Annotated in this window: 20 protein-coding genes; 7 read left to right on the forward strand and 13 right to left on the reverse strand. The window is 71.1% G+C overall.

The features are described 5' to 3' along the window. Positions 1 to 98: 98 nt before the first annotated feature. Positions 99 to 530: an OsmC family protein gene (locus Q673_RS29540; RefSeq protein WP_023006342.1), complete on the forward strand. Its 432-nt coding sequence runs from the start codon at positions 99 to 101 to the stop codon at positions 528 to 530. 60 nt (positions 531 to 590) lie between these two features. Here the strand turns inward: Q673_RS29540 and Q673_RS29545 are convergent, their stop codons facing one another. Further along, a complete protein-coding gene (locus tag Q673_RS29545) occupies positions 591 to 1,277 on the reverse strand; it encodes a gamma-glutamyl-gamma-aminobutyrate hydrolase family protein (protein ID WP_023006343.1) in 687 nt (228 codons plus the stop codon). Beyond that, positions 1,274 to 2,281 carry an amidoligase family protein gene (locus Q673_RS29550; RefSeq protein ID WP_023006344.1) on the reverse strand — a complete coding sequence of 336 codons (1,008 nt, stop codon included), beginning with the start codon at positions 2,279 to 2,281 and terminating at the stop codon, positions 1,274 to 1,276. Before Q673_RS29550 ends, Q673_RS29545 begins: the two co-directional genes overlap by 4 nt. 116 nt (positions 2,282 to 2,397) lie before the next feature. On the opposite strand from Q673_RS29550, the gene Q673_RS29555 reads away from it, so the two are divergent. After that, positions 2,398 to 4,743: a mechanosensitive ion channel domain-containing protein gene (locus Q673_RS29555; protein ID WP_031218296.1), complete on the forward strand. Its 2,346-nt coding sequence runs from the start codon at positions 2,398 to 2,400 to the stop codon at positions 4,741 to 4,743. A gap of 37 nt (positions 4,744 to 4,780) precedes the next feature. After that, positions 4,781 to 6,268, forward strand: a complete 1,488-nt coding sequence (locus Q673_RS29560) for a hypothetical protein (protein WP_023006346.1) — start codon at positions 4,781 to 4,783, stop codon at positions 6,266 to 6,268. A gap of 61 nt (positions 6,269 to 6,329) precedes the next feature. On the opposite strand, the gene cdd is transcribed toward Q673_RS29560, so the two are convergent. From cdd to Q673_RS29595, 7 genes are all read right to left on the reverse strand, one after another. Next, complete coding sequence (gene cdd / locus Q673_RS29565) at positions 6,330 to 6,731, reverse strand: cytidine deaminase (protein WP_023006347.1); 402 nt, start codon at positions 6,729 to 6,731, stop codon at positions 6,330 to 6,332. Beyond that, the gene (gene deoD / locus Q673_RS29570; RefSeq protein ID WP_023006348.1) at positions 6,728 to 7,456 is read right to left on the reverse strand and encodes a purine-nucleoside phosphorylase; all 729 of its coding nucleotides are present in this window, start codon (positions 7,454 to 7,456) and stop codon (positions 6,728 to 6,730) included. Before deoD ends, cdd begins: the two co-directional genes overlap by 4 nt. Beyond that, on the reverse strand, positions 7,456 to 8,727 hold the full coding sequence (locus Q673_RS29575; RefSeq protein WP_023006349.1) for a phosphopentomutase: 1,272 nt from the start codon (positions 8,725 to 8,727) through the stop codon (positions 7,456 to 7,458). The genes deoD and Q673_RS29575 overlap by 1 nt, the downstream gene beginning before the upstream one ends. Further along, positions 8,724 to 10,070 (reverse strand): thymidine phosphorylase, encoded by a 1,347-nt coding sequence (gene deoA / locus Q673_RS29580; protein ID WP_023006350.1) that lies wholly within the window; start codon positions 10,068 to 10,070, stop codon positions 8,724 to 8,726. Before deoA ends, Q673_RS29575 begins: the two co-directional genes overlap by 4 nt. Continuing rightward, positions 10,070 to 10,849, reverse strand: a complete 780-nt coding sequence (gene deoC, locus Q673_RS29585) for a deoxyribose-phosphate aldolase (protein ID WP_023006351.1) — start codon at positions 10,847 to 10,849, stop codon at positions 10,070 to 10,072. Before deoC ends, deoA begins: the two co-directional genes overlap by 1 nt. Positions 10,850 to 10,935: 86 nt before the next feature. Then, the gene (locus tag Q673_RS29590) at positions 10,936 to 12,210 is read right to left on the reverse strand and encodes a NupC/NupG family nucleoside CNT transporter (protein WP_023006352.1); all 1,275 of its coding nucleotides are present in this window, start codon (positions 12,208 to 12,210) and stop codon (positions 10,936 to 10,938) included. 16 nt (positions 12,211 to 12,226) lie between these two features. Continuing rightward, the gene (locus Q673_RS29595; RefSeq protein ID WP_052004239.1) at positions 12,227 to 12,961 is read right to left on the reverse strand and encodes an outer membrane protein OmpK; all 735 of its coding nucleotides are present in this window, start codon (positions 12,959 to 12,961) and stop codon (positions 12,227 to 12,229) included. Positions 12,962 to 13,145: 184 nt separating this feature from the next. Here Q673_RS29595 and Q673_RS29600 point away from each other — a divergent pair, with 184 nt between their 5' ends. Beyond that, positions 13,146 to 13,898, forward strand: a complete 753-nt coding sequence (locus Q673_RS29600; protein ID WP_023006354.1) for a DeoR/GlpR family DNA-binding transcription regulator — start codon at positions 13,146 to 13,148, stop codon at positions 13,896 to 13,898. Between the two features lie 98 nt (positions 13,899 to 13,996). Continuing rightward, on the forward strand, positions 13,997 to 14,674 hold the full coding sequence (locus Q673_RS29605; protein WP_023006355.1) for a CBS domain-containing protein: 678 nt from the start codon (positions 13,997 to 13,999) through the stop codon (positions 14,672 to 14,674). Positions 14,675 to 14,808: 134 nt separating this feature from the next. Here Q673_RS29605 and Q673_RS29610 read toward each other — a convergent pair whose 3' ends face one another. The 3 genes from Q673_RS29610 to Q673_RS29620 all read right to left on the reverse strand — a co-directional run bounded on the left by Q673_RS29610 (position 14,809) and on the right by Q673_RS29620 (position 19,418). Next, the gene (locus tag Q673_RS29610; RefSeq protein WP_023006356.1) at positions 14,809 to 15,963 is read right to left on the reverse strand and encodes an aminotransferase class V-fold PLP-dependent enzyme; all 1,155 of its coding nucleotides are present in this window, start codon (positions 15,961 to 15,963) and stop codon (positions 14,809 to 14,811) included. Between the two features lie 108 nt (positions 15,964 to 16,071). After that, positions 16,072 to 18,237 (reverse strand): phosphate acetyltransferase, encoded by a 2,166-nt coding sequence (gene pta, locus Q673_RS29615; RefSeq protein ID WP_023006357.1) that lies wholly within the window; start codon positions 18,235 to 18,237, stop codon positions 16,072 to 16,074. Then, positions 18,234 to 19,418, reverse strand: coding sequence for an acetate/propionate family kinase (locus Q673_RS29620; RefSeq protein ID WP_023006358.1), 1,185 nt, complete (start codon positions 19,416 to 19,418; stop codon positions 18,234 to 18,236). The genes pta and Q673_RS29620 overlap by 4 nt, the downstream gene beginning before the upstream one ends. Positions 19,419 to 19,546: 128 nt before the next feature. Between Q673_RS29620 and Q673_RS29625 the strand changes: the two genes are divergently transcribed. Beyond that, on the forward strand, positions 19,547 to 20,458 hold the full coding sequence (locus Q673_RS29625; RefSeq protein WP_023006359.1) for a DMT family transporter: 912 nt from the start codon (positions 19,547 to 19,549) through the stop codon (positions 20,456 to 20,458). A 15-nt stretch (positions 20,459 to 20,473) separates the two neighbouring features. Here the strand turns inward: Q673_RS29625 and Q673_RS29630 are convergent, their stop codons facing one another. Next, positions 20,474 to 21,343, reverse strand: coding sequence for a diacylglycerol/lipid kinase family protein (locus tag Q673_RS29630; protein ID WP_023006360.1), 870 nt, complete (start codon positions 21,341 to 21,343; stop codon positions 20,474 to 20,476). 177 nt (positions 21,344 to 21,520) lie between these two features. On the opposite strand from Q673_RS29630, the gene Q673_RS29635 reads away from it, so the two are divergent. Beyond that, a complete protein-coding gene (locus Q673_RS29635) occupies positions 21,521 to 22,021 on the forward strand; it encodes a porin family protein (RefSeq protein ID WP_023006361.1) in 501 nt (166 codons plus the stop codon). Positions 22,022 to 22,097 lie beyond the last annotated feature (76 nt).

Here is a 22,097-nt window from a genome sequence, read left to right on the forward strand (position 1 = left end):
TTTCCAGTCATTCTGGCCCCCCTTGTCATCCGACCGCAACGGCCCCATGGTCTATGGTGTAGTGGCAAGTGCATTCCCTGACGAGAGAAGGAGTCGAGATGAGCATCGAGAAAACCGGCAGCGCCGTCTGGCAGGGCGGTCTCAAGGATGGCAAGGGCAGCGTCTCCACCCAGAGCGGCGTGATCCAGGAGGTGCCCTACAGCTTCGCCAAGCGCTTCGAGGGCGAGGCCGGCTCTAACCCCGAGGAGCTGATCGGTGCCGCCCATGCGAGCTGCTACTCCATGGCCCTGTCGATGATCCTCGGCGAGGCGGGACTCACCGCCGAGCGCATCGCCACCGAGGCCAAGGTCGCCCTGGAGGAGGTCGACGGCGGCTTCGCCATCACCCGCATCCACCTGAGCACCGTGGCGAGCATCCCCGGCGCCGACCAGGCGGCCTTCAAGGACGCCGCCGAGAAGGCCAAGGCGGGCTGCCCGGTCTCCAAGCTGTTCAACGCCGAGATCACCCTGGACGCCCGCCTGGAGGGCTGACGCCCACGTCACGCGCCCCCATGCGCCGGGGCCGCCAGCGATGGCGGCCCCGGCGTCGTTTCAGCCTGCGCCTTGCGCCGTGCGCTGCGCGGCCGCGGCCACCAGGGCCCGGACCAGCCGCTGCTGCGGGCGGTTGAAGATCAGCCACTCCGGGTGCCACTGCACGCCGATCAGGAAGTCATGGTCGCGGGACTCGATGCCCTGGACCAGGCCGTCGCGGTCGCGGGCGACGATCGCGATGCCGCGCCCGGCCCGGTTCACCGCCTGGTGGTGGAGGCTGTTGATGCGACACCAGCTCACCCGCAGGATGCGATGCAGCTGGCTGTCGGCGACGATATCCACGGTCTTGCGCGGCAGCACCGTGCGCCGGCGCTTGAGCCCCTCGTGGCTGGTGTAGATGTCGGGGTCCAGGGTGCCGCCCAGATGGACGTTGATCAGCTGGGCGCCGCGGCAGATGCCCAGCACCGGCGTGCCTTGGGGGATGAAGGTCTCGAGCAGCTCCAGCTCCAGCTCGTCGCGCTGGGGGTCGACGCGCACGTCGAGCTGGACCTCGGCGTCGTAGAGGTGGGCCTGGATGTCGTCGCCGCCGCCGATGATCAGCCCGTCGAGGGTCTCAGGCCAGGGGCGCGAGGGAGAGAGCCGGCGTGGCCGGCCGCCGTGGCGCCAGACGGCGAACCAGTCGAAGAGCCAGGCGATCTGGCTCTTGCGGTCCGAGGTGGTGATGCCGATCAGCGGACGCCGGCTCATGAACGCCTCACCCAGCGGCGCAGGCGCAGCCACAGGCGTACCAGCGGCGAACGGGTGTGACGCGCCACGTACTCGGCGCTGCGTCGCGCCAGCGCCTCCTTGTCCGCGGCCAGCCGCTCCACCTCCACCCAGCGGTTCCACTCCACCGTCGAGCCCCAGCCGACCTGGGAGAGGCGGGCGTCGGGCAGCCGGTAGTGGAAGGTGGGGCGCGCCTTGACCAGGCGGTTGCGGAACAGCTCATGGGGGTAGTCGGGGCGCAGGTGGGCGAACAGCGGGGTCATGTCGAGCTCGCGGTTGCGGGTCGGGTTGTCGGCCAGGTAGTCGGCGATCAGGGTGTCGAGGTCCGGGGCGTAGTCCGCCGCCAGCACCTTGAGGGCGTAGGCCTTCGGGAAGGGGTTGGCGTGGGGCAGCACCTCGCGGGTGATGTCCACGTCGATCTGCTCGCGCAGCCACTCCGCCAGCAGCAGGTAGGCGCGCAGGTGGTCGCGCAGGCTCGCCACCTCGAGGCTCGGCACCTCGGGGTTGAGGTGCAGGCCGAAGCCGTAGAGCAGGCTCTCCTCGGTGCCCTTGGCGCCATGCTCGCGCAGCGCGGTGAACAGCGTGTCGAGCTCGCCAAGCTCATCCCAGGGGATCGGCGGGCAGACGATCTCGGTGGGCACGAGCCCGGTGACCACGTCGCCGATCAGCTCCCGGGTGCGGTTGTGGAACTCGACGCGCATCTGGTGGCGCTGGCGCTCCCACTCGCTGTCGTCCTTCGGCCTGGCCTCCAGCACCTCCGCGTCGGGGTGGGCGTACTGGGTGTCGAGCTCGATGGTGAAGGTGCCCCAGCGGGTCCCCTCCACCTTGAGCCGGTGGGGGCTGACCACCACCACCTCGCCGCCGAAGCGCTCGCGAACCTGCTCGGCGGTGTCATGGGGATGCAGGCCGGCGAACTCGATCTCGACCCCCACGCGGCGCGTCTCGCCGTCGGAGTTGCGGGGTTCGGGTGGCGGTTGCGGCGTCATGTCGGCATCCTGTGCGTCACATGGGGGCGTCCATCGAGCGTATCATACTGCCCCAGGCCCCCGACGCCTCTTCGCCCCATCGTCTATCGCCCATTGCCCATCCACAGGGAGACGTGATGTTGCCTCACCGCCGCTCCGGTTGCTTGTTCCCGGCCTGGAGGCCGCTGCTCGGCCTGGTGCTGCTGTGTGCCTGGTGGCTGCCGCTGGCCGCCCAGGCTCAGGCGGTCAACCTGCCGGGGCTGGTTACCTCCGCGGAGGACCAGCGGCATGACCCCCAGGCGTTCCAGCAGTCGCTGGAGCGGATCATCGCCACCCTCGAGGACGCCGAACGGCGCGGCCAGCTGCTGGAGAGCCTCAAGGACCTGCAGAGCGTGCATGGCGAGGCCACCGAGGAGCGCGGCATCGCCCCGCGGGAGGGGCTCCTGGGGGCGCTGGCCGAGACCATCAGCGACCTCGGCGAGCAGGCCGAGGGTGACTCGCCCCTGGCGCGCTGGCAGGCCCAGCTGCGCCAGGGCTGGCAGGACCTGAGTACCCTGGTGGCGGAGACCGGCAATGCCGACCTGATCCGCTTCGCGGTGGAGGCGACGGTGCTGCTGGTGATCTGGGGCGGGCTGCTGGTGATCCTGATCGCCCTGGGGCGGCTGCTGGCGCGGCGCCGCGGCTGGCCCCTGGACCTGCCCCGCGAGCCGCGGGCCTGGCTGATGACCGTGCACTTCCTGCGTCGCATGCTGCCCTGGGCGCTGGCCTTCGCCCTGGTGCTGGGCATCGCCCAGCTGGTGCCGCCCAGCACCGGGCGGGTGCTGGCGCTGGTGGTGGCCTACGTGGCGCTGGCCGGGCGTACCCTCTCGGTGATCGTGGAGACCTTCGTCTCGGTGTTCACCCGCGGCCACCGCTTCGTCGCCGTGCAGCTGGTGCAGAACCACGCCCTGCGCCCGCTGTTCGTGATCGGCGCCTTGGTGGCGCTGGGCGATGCCTTCAACTCCGGGCGCCTCACCGACCTGCTCGGCGACGAGCTCGCCGGCCTGCTCTCGGTGCTGGCCAACATGCTGGCGGCGCTGCTCAGCGTGCGCTTCATCCTGCGCTTCAAGCGGCCCATCGAGCACATCATCCGCAACCGCCCCTGGCGCGAACGCCGCGAGACCAGCGCCGGCGCCAGCATCGTCCAGGTGCTGGGCCGACTGTGGCACGTGCCGGCGCTGCTGCTGGTGGGGGGCTCGCTGGTGGCGATCTTCGTCACCGGTGGCGACGTCGGCACCGCCCTGGCGCGCTCGATCATCTCCGCCGCGCTGCTGGTGCTGGCGCTGGTGGTCACCGGGCTGGTGCGCCGCCACGCCGAGCGGCGCAAGCGGCGCCAGCGCCGCCGCCGGGTCAGCCAGTACCGGGTGCGCCTGGAGCGCTTCGGCTATGTGCTGGCCCATATGGCCACCTGGCTGGCCTTCGCCGAGCTGTCCTTGCAGGTGTGGAGTGGCTCGCTGCTGGGCATCGGCGCCCAGGGGGTGGCCAGCGCGCGCATCGGCCAGGCGCTGCTGGCCACCGCCCTGACCCTGCTGCTGGCCTGGCTGGCGTGGATCTTCGCCGACACCGCCATCCAGCGCGCCCTGACCAGCTCGGCGCGCTCCCGCGGGCGGCGGGTCAACCAGGCCCGTGCCCAGACCATCACCCCGATGATCCGCAACGTCATCTTCACCGCCATCGTGATCATCGCCGGCATCGTCGGGCTGGCCAACCTGGGGGTCAACGTCACGCCGCTTCTGGCCGGTGCCGGTGTGATCGGCCTGGCGCTGGGCTTCGGCGCCCAGACCCTGGTGCAGGACCTGATCACCGGCATCTTCATCCTGATCGAGGACGCCCTGGCGGTGGACGATTTCGTCGAGATCAATGGCCACATGGGCACGGTGGAGGGGCTGACCCTGCGCACCGTGCGCCTGCGCGACCTCGACGGCATCGTGCATATCATCACCTTCAGTCGCATCGACTCGATCCACAACATGTCGCGCCAGTTCGGCATCGCGCTGATGAAGATCCGTATCCCCTACGACATGCCGATCGACGACGCCATCACCCTGATGCAGGAGACCGCCCAGGCGCTGCGCCAGGACCCGATGATGCGCCACTACATCTGGTCGCCGCTGGAGATGCAGGGCATCCACGCCTTCGAGGAGGGCTGCCCGATCCTGCGCATGCGCTTCCGCACCGCCCCGGAGATGCAGTGGGACGTGGCGCGCGCCTTCAACCTGCTGCTCAAGCAGCGCATGGAGGCCCAGGGCGTCGACCTCGGCGTGCCGCGGCTCAGCGTCAGCATGGAGGGGCGCGGCGGCGGCCGCCTGGACGGCTCCAGCGAGCGCGGCGACGACGCGGCGAGCCAACGCGATGCCGCCGGCCGCGCCCCGGGGCGGGCCGGGGTCGCCGACCCGCATCACCAGACGAGTCGCAGCGGCGGCTCGCCCGACCCGGCCCAGTGATGCGCCGGCAGCGTGACCCCGGCAGCGAGGCCCGCGCGTGATCCATGTCGAACGCCAGGACAGCCTGCATCTCAAGATCTCCCGCGTGCTGCAGGAGGAGACCTCGCATCGCCTCGACCTCTTCCTGTTCGTGCCCGGCGAGCTGGGGCTGACCGGCCGGGTGATCGCCGAGGAGGATTTCTACCACGCGGCGATCCAGGTCAAGCGCACCTACTACAGCGACCGCTATCGCCTGCCGCTGGTGCTGAGTCGCCTGGCCGAGCGCGGCAAGCTCGACCCCGAGCACTATCGCCTGAGCCTGAGCCTCTATGCCTACCAGTACGTGGTGGCCATGGAGCGCTCCACCCAGCCGCTGATCGACGACGCCCGGCGCGCCCGCCGCGCCGAGAAGAGCGCCCGGGCGGCCGGGGAGGCACGCCGCCATGAGCCCGGGAACGGGCAGGGAGCACGACAGGAGGAGGCCGCGGACGAGCACCAGGAGCTGCAGCGGCGCCTGGCGGAGCATGCCGACCTGGCGGTGAGCATCCTGCGCCGGCTGCGCCGGCATGAGCCGAGCGAGGAGAGCCTGCACCGCTACTTCGCCACCATCGACAACTACCTCTCCTGGTTCACCGAGCAGCGCCTGCTGGCGCTGCTCGCCGGGCTGCCGCGGGGCGCGCGCTTCCGTCCCCTGCGGGCGCGGCTGGTGGCGATCTGTCGCGCCGAGGACGCCTACCGCCGCGAGCGCGAGTACAACTCCGAGCGGGTGACCCGCGACCCCACGCGGATGTCCAACAAGATGCGCCTGCTGCGCCGGCTGATCGAGTACCCGGTGACCCTCAAGCAGACCACCCAGGAGCTGGGCAACGCCGAGCAGAAGGCGGTCAAGGCGCTGGCCACCGCCGTGGTGATGGTGTTCGTCTCCCTGGGCCTGCTCGAGATCCGCACCGTGCTGGCCGACATCACCGCGCTCTTCGTGCTGGCCATGGCCGGCATCTACGCCCTGCGCGAGGTGTTCAAGGATGACCTGCGCAACACCCTGTGGCGCCTGCTGCGCCGCGGCCGGCCCAAGTGGCGCCGCCAGTACCTGGACCCCACCCGCAATGCCGTGGTCGGTCGCCAGCGGGAGTGGTTCGACTATAAGCGCTACGCCCGCCTCGACGACGAGATCCGGCGGGTGCGCAAGCGTAACGTGGCCCAGCGTGAGGAGGTGGTGCTGCACTACCGCTCCAGCTCGCGGATGTCGCCGACCCGCTTCCTGAGCGGCTATGACCACACCCGCGAGACCCTGAGCCTCGACCTGTCACCGATCGCCCGGCTGATGGACAAGGGAAGCCACCGGGTCTATCGCCTGGAGGAGGGCGACCAGGTGGTGCGCGAGGAGGTGGAGAAGCGCCACCTGCTCAACCTGGTGATCCGCGAGAGCCAGGGCGCGTCCCCGCCCACCCTGCAGCGCTGGAAGATCGTGATGAGCCGCTCGCGCATCGTCGACGTGGAGCGGGTCCACGCCGAGGGGCCGGGGCATGACACGGGGGCAGACGGCTGAATGCCGAAGGCCAGGCCCCGGAGGAGCCAGGTCAAGTGACGGGGCTGGCCCCGCAGGGGGCTCAGGCGAGGTTCTCGGGCCCGAAGGCGTCGGGGAGTAGCGCCTCCATGGTGTAGTCCTTGAGCAGGCGCCCCTCGGCGTCCACCACGCGGATGCGGGTGTGCTCGTCGGCGAACTCGCGGATACGCTGGCGGCAGTCGCCGCAGGGCGTGCAGAGGTGCGCCCCGGGGCCGATCACCCATACCTCGCGCAGGCGCCGCTCGCCGGCGCCGACCATGGCGGCGATGGCCGAGGCCTCGGCGCACAGCCCCTTGTAGTGGGCCACCTCGACGTTGGCGCCGGCGTAGTGCTTGCCGCTCTCGGCGATCACCACGGCCCCCACCGGGTGGCGGGAGTAGGGCGCATAGGCGTTGCCGCGCACCGCCACCAGGGTCTCGATCAGGCTCGGGTCCGGCGTGTTCATGCGTTTTCCCCCCTGTCGTCGAGCAGCACGGCGTCCAGCGCCGTGCGCATCATGTCGTCGAAGCTGCGCTCCCGGGCGGTGCTGTCCAGGGAGTCGCCCTTGAGGATATGGTCCGAGACGGTGCAGATGGTCGCCGCCCGGGCGCCGAACTCGGCGGCTACCCCGTAGAGGCCGGCGGCCTCCATCTCCACGCCGACGACCCCGTAGCGCCTGAGCAGCTCGGCGGTCTCGGGACGCGGGTCGTAGAACAGGTCGGCCGAGAAGAGGTTGCCGACCCTGGCCGCGAGGCCCTGCGACTCGGCGGCATCCACCAGCGCCCGGGTCAGGGCGAAGTCGGCGGTGGCGGCGAAGTCCATGCCGCCGAAGCGGGTGCGGTTGACCCCGGAGTCGGTGCAGGCGCCCAGGCCGATCACCAGGTCGCGCACCTGCATGTCGTCGCGCACCGCGCCGCAGGAACCAACGCGGATCAGGCGCCTCACGCCGTACTCGGTGATCAGCTCCTTGGCGTAGATTGAGACCGAGGGGATGCCCATGCCGTGGCCCATCACCGAGATCGCGCGGCCGCGGTAGGTGCCGGTATAGCCGGCCATGTTGCGCACCCTGTTGACCTGGCGGACGTCCTCCAGGTAGGTCTCGGCGATGTATCTGGCACGCAGCGGGTCGCCGGGCATCAGCACGCTGTCGGCGAAGTCGCCGGGGGCGGCGTCGATATGGGGCGTGGCCATCATGGGGCTCCTGTGGCGTCGGGTTCGAGGAAGGAGGTGCCATCGGCGAAGGGCGGCAGGCCGAGCCACTCGGCGAGGCTCTGGCCGATGTCGGCGAAGGTCTCGCGTGCCCCCAGGGGTCCGGGAGCCAGGCCGCCGCCCAGCGCCAGCACCGGCACCTGCTCGCGGGTGTGGTCGGTGCCGGACCAGCTGGGGTCGCAGCCGTGGTCGGCGGTGAGGATCAGCAGGTCGTCGTCGCCGAGCCTTGCCAGGAGCTCGGGCAGGCGGGCGTCGAAGGCTTCCAGCGCCGCGGCGTAGCCGGCCACGTCGCGGCGGTGGCCGTAGAGGGTGTCGAAGTCGACGAAGTTGGTCATCACCAGCGCGTGGCCCTCGGTCGCCTCCAGCGCCGCCAGGGTGGCGTCCATCAGGGCTTCGTGGCCGCTCGCCTTGACCGTGCGCGAGACCCCGCAGTGGGCGTAGATGTCGGCGATCTTGCCGATGGCGACCACCTCGCCGCCGTCGTCATGCAGCCGCTGCAGCAGGGTGGGCGAGGGCGGCTCGACGCTGTAGTCGCGACGATTCGCCGTGCGCGTGAAGCCGGCCGCATCGCCGCCCGTCGCTTTTTCACCCACAAAGGGGCGCGCGATCACCCGGCCGATGTTGTACGGCTCTAGCAGGCGGCGGGCGGTCTCGCACAGCGCGTAGAGCCGCTCCAGGCCGAAGGCCTCCTCGTGAGCGGCGATCTGGAACACCGAGTCCCCCGAGGTGTAGACGATGGGCTTGCCGGTGGCGAGGTGAGCTTCGCCGAGCCGGGCGATGATCTCGGTGCCCGAGGCGTGGCAGTCGCCCAGCACCCCGGGCAGCCCGGCCTCGCGCACCAGCGCCGCAAGCAGCTCGGGCGGGAAGCTCGCCTGCTCGTCACGGAAGTAGCCCCACTCGAAGCGCACCGGGACGCCGGCGATCTCCCAGTGGCCGGAGGGGGTGTCCTTGCCCGAGGAGACCTCGGCGGCGTGCCCCCAGGCGCCTATTACCTCGGCGGGGGGCGTCACCCCCTCGGCCCAGGTGCCGGTGGCGGCGTGGTGGGCATGGAAGAGCCCCAGCCGTGCCAGGTTGGGCAGCGCCAGGGGGCCTGCCCGGTCGGGGCCGTCGCATTCGCCGCGCGCGCAGGCGGCGGCGATATGGCCCAGGGTGTCGCTGCCCTCGTCAGCGAAGCGCGCGGCGTCGGGGCCGGCGCCGATGCCGAAGGAGTCGAGCACCAGCAGGATGGCGCGGTGCGAGGTGCCATGGGTCATGGGGTCTCTCCCTGGAGGCGTTCCTGGATCAGCGTAGGCGGTGTGGCGGCGGCGTCACCCACCAGCATGGCCTCGCGCAGCGTGGCCGCGGCGCGCTCGGCGTCGGCCCGGCTGGCGGCGTGGATCAGGGCCAGCGGGCGCTCGCCGTCCACCGCCTCGCCGATGGCGGCGATGCCGGTGAGGCCCACGGCCGGGTCGATGGCCGCCCCCGGGGTGCGGCGTCCACCGCCGAGCTCGACCACCGCCAGGCCCAGGGCGCGGGTGTCCAGGCGCTGGACGATGCCGGCCCGCTCGGCATGCACCGCCAGCGTCACCGGTGCCTCGGGCAGGTGGTGGCCAGGGCGCTCGAGCAGGTCCGGCGGGCCGCCGAGGCCCGTCACCATGCGCGCGAAGCGCTCGGCGGCGGCCCCCGAGGCGAGCGCCTTGTCGAGCCGAGCCACGGCCGCGTCGCGGCTGTCGGCCAGGCCGCCGGCGATGAGCAGCTCGGCGGCGAGCTCGCGGGTCACCGTCAGCAGGCGGCCGTCGCTCGCCTCGCCGCCGAGCAGGCGGATCGCCTCGCGCACCTCCACGGCGTTGCCGGCGCAGGGCGCCAGCGGCTGGCTCATGTCGGTGACCAGTGCCGTGGTCGGGGTGCCGGCGCGGGTCGCCACTCGGGCGATCGCCTCGGCGAGCTCCACGGATTGTTCATGTGTGGGCATGAAGGCGCCGCTGCCGCTCTTGACGTCCATCACCAGGGCATCCAGCCCGCAGGCGAGCTTCTTGCCGAGGATCGAGGAGACGATCAGCGGCAGCGACTCCACCGTGGCGGTGACATCGCGGATGGCGTAGAGGCGGGCGTCGGCCGGGGCGAGCGCGGCGCTCTGGCCGACGATGGCCACCCCCACCTCGCGCACCAGGCGGCGGAAGGTGGCGGTCTCCGGGGTCACCGAATAGCCGGGGATCGCCTCGAGCTTGTCCAGGGTGCCGCCGGTGTGGCCGAGGCCGCGGCCGGAGACCATGGGCACATAGCCGCCACAGGCGGCGATCCAGGGCCCCAGCACCAGCGAGACCAGGTCACCCACGCCGCCGGTGGAGTGCTTGTCGAGCACCGGGCCGGGCAGCTCCCAGGCGAGCGTCTGGCCGGAGTCGCGGATCGCCGCGGTCAGCGCCACCGTCTCGGCCTCATCCATACCGTTGAGGAAGATCGCCATGGCCAGCGCCCCGACCTGGGCGTCGGAGAGTGTGCCGTCACTGATGCCGGCGACCAGCTCGGCGATCGCCTCGGCGGAGAGCGCGCAGCCGTCGCGCTTGGCGCGGATCCGCTCCTGGGGCAGGGCGGGCGAAGGGGAGGCGGACGCGGGCATCAGTAGCCTCCCTGGCTCCCGGCGGGGGCGACCGCCATCCCCAGGGTGACCAGCAGGTCGTCGAGCAGGCCCGAGGCGCCGAAGCGGAAGTGCGCGGGGGTGATCCAGCTCGCGCCCATGATCCGCTCGGCCAGCGCCAGGTAGGCTTGGGCGTCCTCGGTGGTGCGCACCCCGCCGGCGGCCTTGAAGCCGATGTCGCGGCCGCTGGCCCTGATCGCCTCGAGCAGGATCTCGGAGGACTCCAGGGTGGCATTCACCGCCACCTTGCCGGTGGAGGTCTTGAGGAAGTCGGCACCGCCCTCGATGGCGAGCTCCGCGGCGCGGCGGATCAGCGCCCGCTCCTTGAGCTCGCCGGTCTCCAGGATCACCTTGAGGGTAGCGTCGCCGCAGGCCTGGTGGCAGCAGGCGACCAGTTCGCGGCCGGTCTCCTCGTCGCCGGCCAGCAGGGCGCGATACGGGAAGACCACGTCCACCTCGTCGGCGCCGGCGGCCACCGCCTCGCGGGTCTCGCGGGCGGCGGCCATGATGTCGTCGCCGCCGTGGGGGAAGTTGGTCACCGTGGCGATGCGTACCTGGCCCTCGAGGTCCAGCGCCTTGAGGGTGCGCCGGGCGGTGGTGACGAAGGCGGGGTAGACGCACACCGCGGCCGGGGTGCCGGCGGGGGTGCGCGCACGGCGGCACAGTGACTCGATGCTGCGGTCGCTGTCGTCGTCGTTGAGGCTGGTCAGGTCCATCAGCGCCAGCGCCTGGCGGGCGGCGCGCTTGAGGTCATCGGTCATGTCGCATCCGTGTGTCGCGGAGAGTGTGGCGAGAGTGTGTCGCGGAGAGAGGCAGGGCGCCCGCCGTCGGGCGCCCTGCGGTAAGCCTAACCCAGGGCCCCGAGGGCCAGGAAGAAGCCGGCGATGGAGGCCGACATCAGGTTGGAGAGGGTGCCGGCCAGCACCGCCTTTAGGCCGAAGCGGGCGATCTCGTGGCGGCGGTTGGGGGCGATGCTGCCCAGGCCGCCGAGCAGGATAGCGATGGAGGAGAGGTTGGCGAAGCCGCACAGCGCGAACGACAGGATCGCCATGGTATGCGGGGTCATCGCCTGGCCGGTGGCGGCCACCATTTGCTCGCCGTCCAGGTAGGGGGCCAGGTTGATGTAGGCCACGAACTCGTTGACCACCAGCTTCTGGCCGATGAAGGAGCCGGCCAGAGTGGCCTCCTCCCAGGGCACGCCGAGCAGGAAGGCGAGCGGGGCGAACAGCCAGCCGAGGATCCACTCCAGGCTCAGTCCCTCGAAGCCGACCCAGCCGCCGATGCCGCCCAGCATGCCGTTGATCAGGGCGATCAGGCCGATGAAGGCGAGCAGCATGGCGCCGACGTTGGCGGCCAGCCTGAGTCCCGAGGTGGCCCCGGCGGCGGCGGCGTCCAGCACGTTGCTGGGCTTGTCCTCGTCCTCGTCGAGCTCCTCCTCGACCCTCGAGACGCTGTCCTCGGGCTCGCGGGTCTCGGGCATGATCAGCTTGGCGAACAGCAGCCCGCCCGGGGCGGCCATGAAGGAGGCCGCCACCAGGTACTCCATGGGCACGCCCATGGCGGCATAGCCGGCCAGCACCGAGCCCGCCACCGAGGCGAGCCCGCCGCACATCACCGCGAACAGCTGTGAGGGGGTCATGCGGGCGATGAAGGGGCGCACCACCAGCGGCGCCTCGGTCTGGCCGACGAAGATGTTGGCGGTGGCGGAGAGCGACTCGGTGCGCGAGGTGCCCAGCGCCTTCTGCAGGGCGCCGCCGAGGATGCGGATCACCCACTGCATGATCCCCAGGTAGTAGAGCACGGCGATCAGCGACGAGAAGAAGATGATCACCGGCAGCACCTTGATGGCGAAGATGAAGCCGGTGCTCTCCACGTCGGCCAGCCCGCCGAAGACGAAGCCGATGCCGTCGTTGGCGTAGAGCACCACCTGGCTCACGGCATCGGAGACGGTCTTGAGCGCTGTCTGGCCGAAGGGCACGTAGAGCACGAAGGCGCCGATGCCGGCCTGGAGGGCGAAGGCACCGCCCACCGTGCGCAGGCGGATCGACTTGCGGTCGTAGGAGAAGAGCAGGGCGATGGCGATCAGCGTCACCATCCCGATGAGGCTCATGATGAGGGTCATGCGGATCCCCTTTGCCTTACAGCAGGTTGAGCTTGAGGGTGTAGATCATGGCGTTCTGGTACTGGCCCGGCGTGCCCAGCTTCTCATTGGAGTAGCGATACTGCACGCCGGCGGTGAGGCGGTCATGGGGGTGCCACCACAGGCTGAGGGCGCCGTTGGTGCCCACCGCGTCGGCCTTGTCGCCCACGTAGTTCTGCGTGAGGTAGTCGTCGTCGCGGCCGAAGGTCTGCTCGTGCCAGTTGGTGACGCTGAACGCCTGGCCGAAGGCACTGAAGTCGTAGCCCGCCACCCAGCCGGCCATGAAGCCGTTCATGCCGGTATAGCCGTCGCTCTGCACCCGGGCCGCGCCCAGGAAGGGCTTGATCCACAGGCCATTGGCGAAGGTGTGGCGATAGCCCAGGCCGAGGATCTGGTCCTGCTCGCGGGCGTCGTAGCCGTAGTCGCGGAAGTCGTAGACGTGGGCGTAGAGGGAGAAGGGCGACTCGCCCAGGTAGAGGTGCGAGGTGACCTTGCCGGCGGTGCGGAAGTTGTCCTTGCCGCCGCTCTCCTCGTCGAACTGGTCGTTGCCCGGGTTCTCGAAGTCGAAGAAGCCGTAGAATTCGCCCCACTCGTAGCCCCGCCCACCCTCGAGCTCGAGGTAGAGGAAGTCGCCTTTGGCGGCGTTGTCGGTGGTACGCGCCTCGGTGCCGTCGGACCAGTCGAGGTAGTTGACCGAGACGTTGGCGAAGGACCACAGCGGGCCCTCGGCCATGGCGGTGAAGGGCACGGCGGCGAGCAGCAGGCCGCCGGCCAGGGTCGGGAGATGACGCGGGGAATCCATCATGTCATGTTCCGTTGTTGTGGTTGTGGGGTAAGGCGTTGCCTGGCTTCCGTGAAAATTATAACAGCCAGTGTTATTTTTCTAACATTTTCTATCTTAATGGGGCTTCGGATTCATGAACGAACGCATCGCACGCCGACTGGCCTGCCTGGCCGAGGCGCTGGCCGAACGGGGCAGCCTGCATCTGGCGGAGGCGGCGACGCTGTGTGGCGTCTCGGAGATGACGATCCGCCGCGACCTGGCCGCAGGCGATGGCGAGCTGGTGCTGATGGGCGGGCACCTGGTGCGGGCCGCCGACCCGCGCTACGCCCCGGCCTACGACCTGGACGACCAGCGCGATCGCCAGGCGGCGGCCAAGCGGGCGCTGTGCCGACGCGCGGCGGCGCGGGTGGAGGAGGGCGACACCCTGTTCATCGACTGTGGCACCACCCTGATGCCGCTGGTGGCGGAGCTGGCCGGGTTTCGCGAACTCACCGTGGTGACCTATGCGCTCAACGTGGCCAACGCCGTGGTGCGCCATCCCGGGCTGCGCCTGGTGCTGCTGGGCGGGCTCTACCATCCCGCCTCGCAGTCCTTCGGCGGCGACGACATGACCGAGGCGGTGGCCCGGCTGGGCATCAACCGTGCTTTCCTCTCCGCGGCCGGGGTTCACCCCCGCCATGGGCTGAGCTGTTTCCACTTCCATGAGGTGGCCCCCAAGCGTGCCGCCATCGGCGCCGCCGGCGAACGTATCCTGGTGGCCGATGCCACCAAGCTGGGGGTGATCCGCCCGGCGCGTTTCGCCGAGCTCGAGGAGATCGACCTGCTGGTCAGTGACGCCGAGCCGTCGCGGCTGCCCCGCGGGGTGGCGAGCCTCGCTCCGGCGTGAGTCGAAGCGTTGGCGGAACCTGGCCTGGATCAAGGCGAAGCGGCGAGGCGGTTGCTATGTTGTGATCGTGACCCCCTGAAACCTTCCGGAGAACATCGATGCAAGCTGCCGACATCATGACCCGCAACGTCATCACCGTGAGCCCCGACAGCGAGGTGCGCGAGATCGCCAGCCTGCTGCTGGAGCACGGCATCAGCGCCGTGCCGGTGGTGGACGCGGCCGACAAGGTGCTGGGCATCGTCAGCGAGGGCGACCTGATCCGTCGGGTCGAGGATGACAAGCGCAAGTCTTGGTGGCTGCGGCTGTTCGTCGTCAACGACCCCGGCGAGTACGTCAAGTCCCACGGTCGCCGTGCCCACGAGATCATGACCCCCGACCCCCTCACCATCGCCGAGGACACCCCGCTGGCGCAGATCTCGCGGCTGCTGGAGAAGCATCACATCAAGCGGGTGCCGGTGGTGAAGGCCGGCAAGCTGGTCGGCATCGTCAGCCGCGCCAACCTGCTGCAGGGCTTCGCCGTGGCCGGTCCCGAGGCGACCGCCAGCGCCGACGACCGCGAGATCCGCGAGGCGATCCTCAAGGAGATCGACGAGAACACCGGGGTGCTGGTCGACCGCATCAACGTCATCGTCAGCCAGGGCAAGGTGGAGCTGTGGGGCCTGGTGGAGAGCGACCAGGAGCGCATGGCGGTGCAGGTGGCGGCGGAGAACGCCGCCGGGGTCAAGGAGGTGAAGAACAACCTCGGCTATGTGCCGCGGGGCTTCGGCGCCGCCTAAGGGCAGGCTCGGCAAGACGCGAAGGGGCGGCCGATCGGCCGCCCCTTTCTGTTCTGGTGCTCTCTGTTCTGGTGCTCGCCGATCTGGTGCCGCTGCCGGCCCGGCGTTATGCCGGGCGCGGCTGCCGCGCCGCCTCAGGCCTCGTCGGGCGCCGCCTGGGTGGGCTCGGTGATCTGCTCCAGCGCGCGACGCAGGGTGTCGGTGGTGCGTTGGTGATGGTGCAGCTTCTCCAGGCCGAACAGGCCGATGCGGAAGCTCTGGTAGTCCTCGCCCTCGTCGCACTTGAGCGGCACGCCGCCGGCGATCTGCAGGCCCTGCTCGGCGAAGCGTCCCACGATGCCGGGATCATCCGTGTAGCAGACCACCACGCCGGGTGCCTCGTAGCCGGGGGCGGCGACGCTCTTGAAACCGAACTCCGCCAGCACCTCGCGGACCTCGCTGCCCAGCTGGCGCTGCTCATCGCGCACCCGGTCGAGGCCATAGGCCTCGGTCTCGAGCATCACGTCGCGCAGCCTCACCAGGCCGTCGGTGGGCAGGGTGGCGTGGTAGGCGTGGCCGCCCGCCTCGTAGGCCTCCATGATCGAGAGCCACTTCTTGAGGTCGCAGGCGAAGCTGGTGCTGGTGGTCTCCTCGATGGTCTCCCGGGCCAGCCGCGAGAGCATCACCATGGCGCAGCAGGGCGAGGCGCTCCAGCCCTTCTGGGGCGCGCTGATCAGCACGTCGACGCCGAGATCCTGCATGTCGACCCACATGGCACCGGAGGCGATGCAGTCGAGCACCAGCAGGCCGCCCTCCTCGTGGATGGCATCGGCCACCTGGCGGATGTAGTCGTCCGGCAGCATCATGCCCGAGGCCGTCTCGACGTGAGGGGCGAAGACGATGTCGGGCTGCATGTCACGGATGGCGTCGATCACGTCCTGCAGCGGCGCGGGGGCGAAGGGGGAGGTGGGGTCGTCCTCGTCCAGGCGGCGCGCCTTGCGCACGTTGATGTCGGCGGGGATATGGCCCATCTCGAGGATCTGGCTCCAGCGGTAGCTGAACCAGCCGTTGCGCAGCACCAGCGCACGCCGCCCCTTGGTGAACTGGCGGGCCACCGCCTCCATGCCGAAGGTGCCGCTGCCGGGGACGATCACCGCGCTGTGGGCGTTGTAGACCCCCTTGAGGTGCGAGGAGAGGTCGCGCATCACCTCCTGGAAGCGGGCGGACATATGGTTCAGCGAGCGGTCGGTGTAGACCACCGAGTACTCCAGCAGACCCTCGGGGTCGACGTCGGGAAGCAGACCGGGCATCTCGTTCTCCGTGTTGGTTCCAGCCTTGCGCGGCAAGGCCGCGGGTACCTCAAGCATATTCCCAATGCCGGGCCGGGGCCAGCCGTGGCGACGCGCCCCGGGCCCGGCTCAGCCGCCCTGGGCGGCCTGGATGGCAGTCAGCGCGATGGTGTAGACGATGTCGTCCACCAGGGCGCCGCGGGAGAGGTCGTTCACCGGCTTGTTGAGGCCCTGCAGCATGGGGCCGACGCTGACCACGTGGGCGCTGCGCTGCACCGCCTTGTAGGTGGTGTTACCGGTGTTGAGGTCGGGGAACACGAACACCGTGGCGCGGCCGGCCACCGGGGAGTCCGGCGCCTTCTGGCGGCCCACGCTCTCGATGGCGGCGGCGTCGTACTGCAGCGGCCCGTCGATGCACAGCTCGGGCGCGCGCTCGCGGGCCAGGCGCGTGGCCTGGCGCACCTTCTCGACGTCGGCGCCGGAGCCGGACTCGCCGGTGGAGTAGCTGATCATCGCCACCCGCGGCTTGATGCCGAAGGCGGCCGCCGAGCGGGCGCTCTGGATGGCGATCTCGGCCAGGGTCTCGGCATCGGGGTCAGGGTTGATCGCGCAGTCGCCGTAGACCACCACCTGCTCGGGCAGCAGCATGAAGAAGATTGACGACACCTGGCGGTAGTCCGGCGAAGTCTTGATCAGCTGGAAGGCGGGCCGCACGGTGTTGGCGGTGGTGTGCACGGCCCCCGAGACCAGGCCGTCGACCTCGCCTTCGGCGAGCATCATGGTGCCCAGCACCACGTTGTCCTGCAGCTGGTCCTCGGCGGTGATCGCGTTCAGCTTGCCGCGCCGGCGTTCTACCATGGGCGCCACGTAGCGGGGGCGGATCCCCTCCGGGTCGAGGATCTCGAGTCCCTCCGGCAGCTCGATGCCGCGGCTGCGGGCGACCTCCTCGATCGCATCGCGGCGACCCAGCAGCACGCAGCGGGCGATGCCGCGGCGCTGGCAGATCGCCGCGGCCTCCACGGTGCGCGGCTCGTCGCCCTCCGGCAGCACGATGCGCCGGTCGGCCTGCTGGGCCAGGTGCACCAGCTGGTGGCGGAAGGCGGCGGGAGAGAGGCGACGCGGGTAGCCGCGGCTCAGGGTCTCCTTGAGCCACGGCAGGTCGAGATGGCCGGCGACGAAGCGGGTCACCTGCTCGGCGCGCTCGGCGTCGTCGATGGGGATGTCGTTGGCCATGCGGTCGAGGCGCTTGGCGGTGACGAAGCTGTCGGAGTCCACCGCCAGCACCGGCAGGCCGCTGCGCAGCGCCGGACGGCAGATCTCCACCATCGCCTCGCCGGGCTGCTCGCCGTGGGTGAGCAGCACCCCGGCCAGGGGCACGCCGTTCATGGTGGCGAGCGCCGTGGCCAGCAGGATGTCGTCGCGGTCACCCGGGGAGACGATCAGCCGTCCCGGCTTGAACACGTGCAGCGCCCGGGAGGCGCTGCGCGCGCACAGGCTGGTGCCCATCACCCGGCGGGTCGCGGCCTCGCCCTCGTGCAGGAACTCGGCGCCCAGGGCGCGGGCCACGTCGAGCACCCGCGGGGCGGAGAGGGCGTCGTGCCAGGGCACCGCGCCGATCAGGCGGAACTGCTGGCCGTCCAGGGCCGGCAGGTAGCGGCGCAGGGTGTCGGCCAGCGCGCCGTTGGTGTGCGCGGCCAGTTCGGGAGCGGCGAGCGGGGGCGTGCTGGCCGTTTCCGGCAGCGGGCGCACGCGCATCAGGATGCAGCCCAGGGTGCGCGCGGAGCGCACGCCGTCGAAGGGCTGGGCATGCAGGTCGAGCTGCTCGGCCAGCTGGCGCGGGTCGTCGAGGTCACCGTCGGCGACCAGGATCACCCGGGCGTCCAGTGCGCGGGCCAGCTCGGCGTTGAGCTGGCCGGCATAGCTGCTCTGGGGGCTGGCCACCAGGCCCTCGACCACCACCAGGTCGGGGCGTGCCTCCTCCTCGTCGGCGGCGGCTCGCGTGTGCCTGGCGACCGCCTCCTCCATCAGCTCGTCGACACGGTCGTCGCGCAGCAGTCGCTCCAGGCGCGCCTGGGGCAGCGGCTCGGGGGGCGTGAGTCCCAGGGTGGTGCGTGCCAGGGCGGTGGAGCGGTCCGGCCCCGGGCCGTTGAGCTCGTCCTGGCGGAAGGGGCGCAGGAAGCCCGCCTTAAGGCCCAGGGTGTCCAGGGCGCGGATCAGGCCCAGGCAGGCGGAGGTAAGGCCGACGCCGGTGCCGGTGGGCACCAGCAGCAGCGTACGCGGGTCGGGACGGCTCATGGCTGGCTCTCGTCGAGGAGTTGGCGGGTCTCGAAGGCGATGCGGCCCTCTTCGTCGGTGGGGATCACCCACAGCTCGGGGCCGCCCTGGTCGGCGTCGATGCGCCCTTCCTGGCCGCCGACCGCTTCGGCGTTGGCCGCGGCGGCCAGGCGCAGGCCGAAGTGGGGCAGCGCCTCCACCACCCGGGCGCGCACCGCCGCCGCATTCTCGCCGATGCCGCCGGTGAAGACGATACCGTCGAGGCGCGGCAGGGAGCAGGAGAGGGCGGCCAGGGACTTGGCGATCCGGTAGCAGAACACCTCGATGGCCAGCTCGGCGCCGGCGTGATGCTCGGCGGCGGCCTGCTCCAGGCGACGCATGTCGTTGGAGAGCCCGGAGAGCCCCAGCAGGCCGCTCTCCTTGTTGAGCAGGGTGTCGATGCGCTCCAGCGACCAGCCCAGCTGGCGCCCCAGGTGGGCGTGCAGGCCGGGGTCGACGTCGCCGCTGCGGGTACCCATCACCAGCCCTTCCAGCGGGGTCAGGCCCATGCTGGTGTCGACGCTCTGGCCCTGCCATACCGCGCAGGTGGAGCAGCCGTTGCCGAGGTGGGCGATCAGCCAGCCGCCATGGGCCCGCGCGGAGAGGCTATCGACCCGGGCGCTGACGTGGGCGTGGCTGCTGCCGTGGAAGCCGTAGCGACGGATGCCGTGGCGGGCGTAGAGGTGCTGGGGCAGGGCGTAGCGGTAGGCCCGGGGCGGCAGGGTCTGGTGGAAGGCGGTGTCGAACACCGCCACCTGGGGCAGGTCGGGAAACAGCGCCAGGGTGGCGTGGACCCCCACCAGGTTGGCCGGGTTGTGCAGCGGCGCCAGGGCGCCGGTGGCCTCGATGGCGCGCAGCACGGCGGCGTCGATGCGGGTGGCGCGGGTGAAGCGCTCGCCGCCATGGACGATACGGTGGCCCACCGCCACGGGATGCGCGCCTTCGAGCCCCTCGAGGATCGCCGCCATCGCCGCGGCGTGGTCGGCGCCATGCAGCGGGCGGGCGAAGTGCCGGCCATCGGAATCGATGCCCTTCAGGCGCGCATCGACGCCGCCCAGGCGCTCGGCCAGGCCGGACTGCCGCGGGCTTGCCGGGTCGCCGGACACCAGGGCGTACTTGATGGAGGAGGAGCCGCAGTTGATCACCAGAACGGGGTCGCGCATCGCGAGGCCTCGTGGACGAAATGGGACCTTAGGCTAACATGGTGACTCGGCACGGAGGATGGCGGTGACTTGATGCGCGTCATGCCTCCGACCCAAGTTCCCGCACTCACCTGACCGCAAGGACGCGCATGACCCGCCCGACTCCCTTTCCCCGCCCGCTCGCCCTCGGCCTGATGGCCTGCCTGGCGACCCTGTTCGCCGCCAACCACGTGGCCGCCCGCGTCGCCTTCGACGATGGCGCCGGCCTGTTGCTGGCGATCCTGGTGCGCTCTGGCCTGGCCACCCTGGCGCTCGGCCTACTGGTGCTCGTGCAGCGCAAGTCGCTGCGCCTGCCGTCCGGCAGCGGCCGCTGGCAGCTCGCCGTGGGGCTGCTGGTGACCCTGCAAAGCCTCTTCCTCTATTCGGCGGTGGCGCGCATCCCGGTGGTGGTGGCGCTGCTGCTGATGAACACCCTGCCGATCCAGCTGGCGCTGATTAGCTGGGCGATGGGCGGGCCGCGTCCCACGCCACGGGCGGCGCTTATCATGGGGGTGATCCTGGTGGGGCTGGTGGTGGTGCTCGACCTGCCCGCCTGGCTCACCGAGCCGGAGGCGCTGGGACCGGGGTGGTTCCTCGGCGTGGCGCTGGGGCTCGCCGCCGCCTTCGTGTTCGCCTGGGCGCTGTGGATCACCGAGCACCGCCTGGCCGAGGTGGGCAGCACCCTGCGCAGCCTCTTGACCATGCTCACCGTGCTGGTGGCCATGCTGGCCGCGGGCAGCGCCGGCCTGGTGCCCGGCGGCATGGCCCTGCCCGCAAGTGCCGCGGGGCTCTGGGGACTCGCCGCCCTGGGGCTCTTCTATGGCCTGGCCTTCTCGACGCTGTTCATCACGGTGCCGCGGCTCGACATGGCGCGCAACGCCCCGGCCATGAACATCGAACCGGTGGCCGCGCTGGTGCTCGGCTGCCTGGTGCTGGGTCAGGCGCTGACTCCGGTGCAGCTCCTCGGCGGCGGCATCGTGGTGGCTGGCGTCGTGGCGCTGGGGCTCTCCCGGCGGGCCTGAAGGAGGCGAAGAGGCTCAGCCGAGGCCGGCGATCACCCGCAGCGCCGCGGGCTCGACGCGCAGCGTCATCTCGCGGAAGTGGCCCAGGGACTCGCCGTCGGCGGTCACCCGGTGCCCATGGGGCATGGCGATGCGGCACGTCGTTGGTTGGCGCACCAGCACGCTTTCGTCGTCCTCCGGTGTATGGCCGCGCAGGCGGGTGATCACGAAGCTCATCAGCAGTTGCCACCAGGGGCGCGGGCGCACCGCCACCAGGGTCAGGCGGCCATCCCGGGGCGAGGCGCCGGGCACCCTGAAGCCGCCGCCGAAAAAGGCCCCCGAGGCGATGGCCAGCGACAGCCAGCGCTCCTCGAGGAGCGCGTCGTCGGCCTCCAGGCGCGCGTGGAAGCCTCGCAGCAGGCCGAGGTGACGCAGCTGGGGCAGCACGGCGGCGTAGCTGAAGCGCCCCAGCCAGCGCTTCAGGCGCGGCGATGCCTGGGTGGCCGGCAGGGTACCGAGGCCCACATGCACCACGTTGAGGAACAGCCGGTCGTCGAGCCAGCCGACATCCAGCCGCGCCGTCGGCCCGCGGGCCACCAGCGCACAGAGGGCGTCGGGGTCCTCGGGCAGCGCCAGGTTGCGGGCGAAGTCGTTGGCAGTGCCGGAGGGGAGCACGCCGAGGATGGCGTCCCGTGCCAGGCAGACACCGGCCACCCGGTTCACCGAGCCGTCGCCGCCGGCCACCAGCACGGTGTCGCCGGGCGCGAGCTCCGCCTCCCACCCCTGGTCGGCGATATCGCGCACTTCCGGCGCCGCGATGCCGGCGCGTGCCAGGCGGGGCCGCCAGAAGTCGGCGCCGCGGGCGCCGCTGCCGGCTCGGGTGTTGGCGATCAGCCAGTGACGCATGCGGGGTCCTCGGTGGCGTGGAGGCACCAGTATAGCCGGGCGGGAGAGGGTGGTGGCATGTCGCCGGGCGGCGACGGCGCGTAGCGCAAGGTTGCACATTTGTCCCTTGATCCTTGGTCGAATCGGGACCACACTTCGGGGTGTTGCAGAACGGTGTTCACTAACAAGGAGGATGCCATGAAGACCCTGACGCTTGCCGCCATCACGACCGCCCTGTTCGCCGCCGGCATCACCGCTGCCCAGGCCCAGCAGCCCCCCTATCCCCAGGGCTATGTGGGCGGCGACGCCATATTCTGGGAGCTCGACCCCGACGGTCGTGCCGACAGCCGCGACGGCACCGGCCTGCGCCTCAATGGCGGACTGAAGTTTAACGACTACTTCGCCGTGGAGGGCCACCTCGGAGGTGGCGGCTCCGACGGCGGCGTGGAGCTGGACTCCCTGGCCGGCCTCTATGCCAAGGGCATCCTGCCGGTCTCCCGGGAGTTCCGCCTCTATGGCCTGGCCGGCATGACCGATGTCGACTTCGACGTGGACAGCGAATCCGGCTTCTCCTACGGCGCCGGCGCCGAGTTCGACGTTGCCCCCAACCTCTCGCTGGGCGCGGACTACATGCGCTACCTCGACGAGGACCAGTACGACTTCGACGCCGCCAGCGTCGGCGTGCGCTATCGCTTCTGACCCCGCCTCCCGAGGCTTGTGATCCGGCGCCCCGAGGCTCTTCGCCTCGGGGCGCCTTGCGTTGGTGCAGTCGTGC

The organism is Halomonas sp. PBN3 (assembly GCF_000475415.1).
Lineage (GTDB): Bacteria > Pseudomonadota > Gammaproteobacteria > Pseudomonadales > Halomonadaceae > Halomonas > Halomonas shengliensis.